Raw genomic sequence first — 6,408 nt, 5'->3', positions numbered from 1 at the left:
CAACGAGCACTGGTTCGAGACGCTGGCGCAGGCCCGGGTCGTGATCCAGGCCTGGGTACAGGACTACAACGAGGTGCGGCCGCATTCGAGCATCGGCCGCATGCCACCCAGGTGCTTCGCACGCCTTCAACGGCAGCAGGCTGTCGAGGAAGGTTCAGCTTCAACCGCCGCACTGGCGATACCCTTGACCCCCAGGGCTCCCTCGCAATGACTGGTACGGCGATTGGGGGCAGGTCATTTCGACATCTTCATGGAGAGTCTGCGAGACATCGAGCTGGGCGCACATCTCGCCTGAAATGCCTTCATCGGTGCCATCGTCCTGATAGCAGAAGAAGTGAACCTCCGAAACCGTTCCGCGGCGTATTGCTGGAGCGATGAACGAGTCATATCGGATGAACTCGTCGTCGAAAGTCATCGCCTCCAGTTCGGTCAGGTCTGCACCGGCAAGCTTGCGGCGTGCATCTTCGTCCCAAGCAAAATCGTCGACACCGTCCCAGTGAAAATCCGCGTGAATCAGCGCATATGGCGCACTCGCAGCTTGCGCTCGATGTCGCTCCCACGCGAGTAGCGCCCACTTGTGGTTGTCCATCAGCCACACGTCATGGGGCAACTCAATGAGCAGCGAGTCCTCCTCGGTGAGGGACTGGTAGTCGATTGAATTCATGTTTGAGCATCTACCTTCGCAGCATGTTCTCCGAGCTCAGTGTCTTCTGCCTCGGCCTCGTCGCTGTCATCCCCCGAGCCCCACTCACCCAGCTCACGAATCCGCGCTTCTGACTCGTCGCGAGCGGTCAAGATGAGGTCAGGCAGCCCCCAGCTACTGACATACTTTTCAAGATATGCGTCGAAGAGGATGGCCGAAGTAGAAGGGTCCCGATTGCGCTCTACAGCCTCTTTCAATAGGTCGGGCAGCTTCACGTTTCCCGCAGATACCGCAGTTGATAGCCTCTCGAAGTTCTCAATGGAAATAACGAAGACGTTCGTCAACGGAAGGTTCTCTCTGCAGGCGTCATCCGGATAGGTGAACTCGCCTTCCCTATACAAGCGAAGCAGCATTTCTCCACTGCCGACAAAGAGTTCTCGGCTAGTCACCACCAGCAAGTAGTCCCGCTCCGCCGTCTTGCAGGCAGGCACGGGACTCTCGACAGCACGAACGTCCTTGCCGACGCTCCACGCTTGTTTGATGCCATCGCGAATCTTCTTTGTCTTTTGAAACGCCTGTACCTCGTTGTCGACCAGCAAAGCGTCATCTCCAAACAGACTCATCTTCGCTTCGACCATGACGTTGCAATCGCCACAGGGGATCAGGGCCTCCACATTGCTCGGCTTGCTCCCGTGAATAAGGGCCTGGTACTGGTCGTCAAGAATGGCCCCGCCGTCCATAGCTTTGGCCAGCTCCATCACATAGCGTTCGAACAACCGGCTGAACGGCTGCGTGTATTGGCCCTGAAGACCTGACAGACGAAAGTGCACGATTTCTTCAAGGCCGCGCGCAACTATCCTCGGATGCCAACATGCATACCGCCCGTCTCTCTTCTTGAGGAACGGGAAACGCTTGAGGTACGGCGGCTCGTGCAACTCCTGCCCAAGCGGCAAGCGTGAAGCGCCCTCTTGCTGCATCTCAGCGCGCATGCTTATCAAGTCGCGCGCAACGAGTTGCCACATTGCGTCCACGCTCTTGCCGTAGGCCTTCTGCATCGGTGCCAGCCAATCCGCGGCGAAGGACGTCGTTCCATCCATGACAGCGGCGATCAAGCAAAACGCGAGGTCCATGAAATGCTCAGGAGGCATTCCAATTTCGCTGACGAACTGCCGACGTGACGGGTGGCTGTTGGGCTGCCTGGCGATGAGTGCAGGCCAGCGAAGGTATGTCCATCCTTCAGGCCGCTGGAAATCAATCTGCTGAAAAAGTGCGCGCAGCATCAGGTACATGTTGTCCGGCTTCTTGCGCTTGTATTCGGCCCCGACAAGGTCAAGCATCATTTGGCGCAGAGCATTGAAGTCATGCTCGGACACCGGGCTACCAGCCCGTAACGGGACATAGGGGTCTCGCAGGGCCCACTTCAGCATCAGCAGGATGTGCCAGGGTGCCGTGTGAAGCCCCTCGAGCTTTGTTGGGTAGGTCGCCCACAGAACTCGGTGTGCTGCCGAAACAAGTGACTGAACCGAGTACCTGCGGAGCCGCTGTAGAACCGCAGCACGACCTGGCTCCCTGTGTTCAGCCGGCAGCTCAGTGCGGTAGACGTACTTGTAGGGAGACTTTTGGCGGAATGAGGTCATACAGGAGCATCTTGCAAGCCCTTCGCCGGCCAGTCGCCCAATTCGCGGCGCATGGCCTCATAGACATCTGTGGGTAGGCCGGGCCGAGGTTCACCGGCCGACGAGCGAGTCTGGAGGTGTGGGAACCGCTTGAGATGCCACGGGTTGTCCACGGGAAATATCCAGCCCTTCAGGTTGGTTCGCGGAAATTGGTCGTGTGTCAGGTCTACCAGGACGTCCCCCACCTCCAACCAGGCATGCGTACTCATCGACTTTGAACGGTCATACCGGTAGCGGCAGACGTACACGGCGTTCACGCCGAAGCGCTCCTTGAGCAGGTGCCCAAGAATTTCGGAGATGGGACCACATTGGCCTCTGGGAAAGCCGTGGAATGCGGAGTCCTTCTGGTGTCTCAATGACTCCGCGCCGCGCCGCGGCGGGCGGCCGCGCAAAACTCTTGAAGCTCAGCTGGGTCGATGGATGACATGTCCGAAGCGTAGCGCTGGCTTGGCGGCCTGTTGGACGGGACGATCCAGCATGGAGCTCGACGCCGAGTCACTCTCAGCCCAGCGGTATCGTCAACGCCGCTCTCAACTTGTGGATTTGCCGAATCCGCCCTGCCATGGACAAGATCACCACACTCATCCCTGACGTTGAAGTTCTGTTGCAACTCGCTCCTGAAGAGCTGGCGGGAACTGTCCTCCGCGTGGCGAATCAACGCCGGCAGCAAAGCGGGATGGTCCACCCAAGCGCGCTCCGGAAGGATTTTGAGGAGGGCTACGGCAACCCTTGTCCTTATCCGCCCAACCGACGCCAAGAGGCCCAGATGGCCGTGGCCGAGGCGTGGAGCTGGCTTTGCACCCAGGGATTGCTGGTGACGGAAATGGACACCAACGGGTCCAATGGCTGGGTGCGACCAAGCAGGCGCGCCCAACAGCTGCTGGAAGCGGAAGCCTTCAAGACCTACGTCGGCAGCCTTGAGTTTCCCAAGGCGCTGCTACACCCCGCGATTGCCGAGGATGTGTGGCTGGACATCGTTCGAGGTGATCCTGGCACGGCCGTGTTCAAAGCGTTCCGGGCCGTCGAGGTCGCCGTGCGCACGGCTGGCAAGTTCTCGGACAAGGATGTCGGCGTGCCGCTGATGCGAGCAGCCTTCGACTACAAAAACGGCCCGCTGACCGACAAGTCGCTGCCGGAGGCGGAGCGAGAGTCGACGGCGCACCTCTTCGCCGGCGCCATCGGGACGTTCAAGAACCCGCACTCGCATCGAACGGTGACTATCGACGATGTTCGGGCGGCCCAAGAGCAGCTGATGATTGCCAGCCACCTGCTGCGCATCGTGGATGAGCGGGTGAAGGCAATGGGGGCTTGAGAGGCGGCGTAGTCGTCAGCCAGGAACTGTCTGCGCCGACGCGAATCTTGAGCTGCACAAAGAACGGGCAAGACCGGATTTGGCGAAAAATTTTCCTGGAAAATTCAATCAAATCAACCACTTATTCGCCTTGTCAAAAACAGCAGGGCGATGCCGGACAAATACAAAATTGCCATGCGGATGCCGGACATTTGATGCCGAAAACGGGCCTTGAAGGCGGCAATCAGATGACGGACAAGCGGCGATTACAAAGTGGAATTGACAATGCCAGGTGCTTTTTGTTGGGCGCCGAATGGGGAGGTGCCTCAGAGCTTCAGATGCCCATGCACACCCTCGTCGACGCGCTGGGCCGTGATGGCGCCGAACAGCATCTTGAGGCCGGCGATGGCGCTGCCGTGGCGGTTGTCCCAGTATTCGCCGCTGATCGCGTCCACGCGCAGTAAGCAGATACGGGGGTCGTCCTCGCCTTGCGTGAACCAAGCCCGCAGCTTGGGGCTCCAGAGCCGGTGGATGGTGGCCTTGTCAGTCACCTGCTCGACGCTGCCGTCGAGCTTCAGGTGGCCGCCGTTGTCCCCCTCCTTGAAGAACAGCGTGACGCGCGGATCGCGGTCGAGTTCGATGTTCTTCAGGCTGTCGATCTCGCTGAAGAACCACAGGGCGCCGCTGTCGTCGACCTCGATGACGGTCATCGGCCGCGCATGCAGTTGCCGCGTGCCCATGCCGAGGGTGCAGAAAAAGCAGCTGTTGCCGGCCTTGACGAGGTCGGCGATCTTCTTCGCGGCGGCCGGGCCGCTGAGGTCTTCTTCGGTGCTCACATCGTTGTCCGATGGATAGCTGCGGCTGTCGTCGTCTTGCATGTCGACTCCTTGGCGTTGACTGATCCTGCAGCCTAGACAGCAGGAGGCTGGCGGGTTGTCGGCCGGCGCCACGCGCCGCTGTCGGAAGCTGCCGGCCGCCGGTTCTCCTACAGCGGCTTCGTCCTCGGCTGACGCCGTCGGCACGCACCGCCGCCTAGATTGGCCGTTAGTCCGGTGGTGCCGTTGCGCATGCCGGCTTCAGCCGTCCGCCTCAACCCGTCAAGGAGCCCCCATGCGCACCGCCCAGAAATTCATGAGCGTCACCCTGCTGCTTGCCAGTGCCGCCTTTGCCGGCCAGGCCCACGCCCGCTCGGACAAGTCCTTCATGAAGGAGGCAGCTAACGCCGGCGCGGCCGAGATCGAGGCCAGCAAGCTCGCACAGTCCAAGGCCAAGAATGCCGATGTGAAGTCCTTCGCCGATTCGATGATCATCGACCACACCAAGGTGGCTGATGAGCTCAAGGCCCTGGCTGTCAGCAAGAACGTCACGCTGCCCGACGGTCCCTCCGTCAAGCAGAAGGCCGAGATCAAGCTCATCGACGCTGGCGACAACGACAAGTTCGACGAACGCTACGCCAAGACCTTCGGCGTGAAGGCCCACCAGAACACGATCAAGCTCTTCCAGGACGCCGCCCAGAATGCCAAGGATCCCGAGATCAAGGCCTGGGCCGAAAGGACCCTGCCCGGCCTGAGGCACCACCTGGAGATGGCCCAGGCGCTCAGCGCTGCGCCCAAGAAGTGACGCATCCATTTGCCGCTGCTGAGTGAGGTGCCCATGTCACTCCCTGCTTTGACATCCTGTCGATGCGCACTGACGCTCGCGGTCGTGATCACCGTGGCGCCGCTGGCGGCCTGCCGTTCCGAGCAGCAGCCGCTGCCGTCGGCCAACGCCGCCACCTCGCAGGCTGCGCCGCCGCCGCTGCCGCCACCGTCTTCGYCCGCCTCCTCCTCGCCGCCATCCTTCCCGCCAGCCTCAGGACCGGCGTCCACACCGGCATCGAATCCCGTGCGCTGAGCCTCAGACGGCGATGTGGCGCGTGAGCCCGTCCACCAGCGCCTCGAAGACGACTCGGCAGGGCGTGTTCTGGCGCAGGTCCTCGTGCATGGCGACCCAGGTCTCCAGCGGCCAGGCGAACTGGTCGGCCAGCACGCGCTCCAGCACGGGCGCACGCCGCGCCAGTGCGACCTGACACGTGCCGATGCCGGCGCCAGCACGCACCAGTGCCAACTGGGCGAGGTCGGAATCGCTGCGCAGCGCAAAGCTGTCACGGCTGATGCCGCCCAGGCGCTTGGACCCGGCGCGGATGAAGGGCGTCACGGTGTCGAAGCCGATCAGCGTGTGGTCCTGCAGTTCTGCCAGCGTCGCCGGCCGGCCGTGGCGGTCGAGGTAGTCGGTGCGCGCATGCAGGCCCAGCTCAATGCTGCCGATGCGGCGCGCGATCAGCTGGCCCTGTTCGGGCGGCGTCATGCGCACGGCGATGTCGGCTTCGCGGCGCAACAGGTCCTGCAGCTGGTTGCTCAGGGCCAGTTCCAGGACCAGCCCGGGATGAGCCTCGCGCAGCGCAGCAAACACGCCTGCCAGCACCTCGGCCCCGATGATCTCACTGGCCGTCACCCGCACCGTGCCCCTCACTTCGGCACCGCGCGCCGTCGCCGCCCGTTGCAGCGCGGCCGCCGCGGCTTCCATCTGCTCGGCGTGGCCCCGCAGGGCCAGCGCCGCCTCGGTGGCCAGCAGGCCGGTGGGCGAGCGGGTGAAGAGGGGCTGGCCAAGCGCCTGCTCCAGCGCGGCGACATGGCGGCCGACGGTGGGCTGCGTCAACCCCAGCGCCCGCGCCGCGCCCGACAGCGAGCCCTCGCGAAGCACGCCGAGAAAGGTGTGCAGCAGGTCCCAGGGCAGTGTCGAAGCCATGCATAAATGTA

7 protein-coding genes are annotated in these 6,408 nt (G+C 62.4%); 3 read left to right on the top strand and 4 right to left on the bottom strand.

The features are described from left to right. A partial coding sequence (locus AC1DW0_RS27875; RefSeq protein WP_477949279.1) for an integrase core domain-containing protein occupies window positions 1-211 on the top strand: 211 nt, incomplete at its 5' end. On the opposite strand, the gene AC1DW0_RS27870 is transcribed toward AC1DW0_RS27875, so the two are convergent. Next, the gene (locus AC1DW0_RS27870; RefSeq protein ID WP_477949277.1) at window positions 161-664 is read right to left on the bottom strand and encodes a peptide arginase family protein; all 504 of its coding nucleotides are present in this window, start codon (window positions 662-664) and stop codon (window positions 161-163) included. The genes AC1DW0_RS27875 and AC1DW0_RS27870 overlap by 51 nt on opposite strands. Next, window positions 661-2,280 (bottom strand): GapS1 family protein, encoded by a 1,620-nt coding sequence (gene gapS1, locus AC1DW0_RS27865; RefSeq protein ID WP_477949275.1) that lies wholly within the window; start codon window positions 2,278-2,280, stop codon window positions 661-663. The genes AC1DW0_RS27870 and gapS1 overlap by 4 nt, the downstream gene beginning before the upstream one ends. Window positions 2,281-2,881: 601 nt before the next feature. Here gapS1 and AC1DW0_RS27860 point away from each other — a divergent pair. After that, a complete protein-coding gene (locus AC1DW0_RS27860) occupies window positions 2,882-3,631 on the top strand; it encodes a TIGR02391 family protein (RefSeq protein WP_477862263.1) in 750 nt (249 codons plus the stop codon). Window positions 3,632-3,936: 305 nt separating this feature from the next. Here the strand turns inward: AC1DW0_RS27860 and AC1DW0_RS27855 are convergent, their stop codons facing one another. Beyond that, entirely contained in the window at window positions 3,937-4,488 is a 552-nt protein-coding gene (locus AC1DW0_RS27855) for a pyridoxamine 5'-phosphate oxidase family protein (protein ID WP_477856427.1), read from the bottom strand. 232 nt (window positions 4,489-4,720) lie between these two features. Between AC1DW0_RS27855 and AC1DW0_RS27850 the strand changes: the two genes are divergently transcribed. Then, window positions 4,721-5,230 carry a DUF4142 domain-containing protein gene (locus AC1DW0_RS27850; RefSeq protein ID WP_477949273.1) on the top strand — a complete coding sequence of 170 codons (510 nt, stop codon included), beginning with the start codon at window positions 4,721-4,723 and terminating at the stop codon, window positions 5,228-5,230. A gap of 276 nt (window positions 5,231-5,506) precedes the next feature. On the opposite strand, the gene AC1DW0_RS27845 is transcribed toward AC1DW0_RS27850, so the two are convergent. Continuing rightward, window positions 5,507-6,397 (bottom strand): LysR family transcriptional regulator, encoded by an 891-nt coding sequence (locus tag AC1DW0_RS27845; RefSeq protein ID WP_477949271.1) that lies wholly within the window; start codon window positions 6,395-6,397, stop codon window positions 5,507-5,509. Between the last annotated feature and the right edge of the window lie 11 nt (window positions 6,398-6,408).

It is taken from the genome of Roseateles sp. P4_D2 (genome assembly GCF_056401875.1).
The sequence above is the reverse complement of the archived record's forward strand: the minus strand, read 5'-3'. Positions and strand labels throughout refer to the sequence as shown.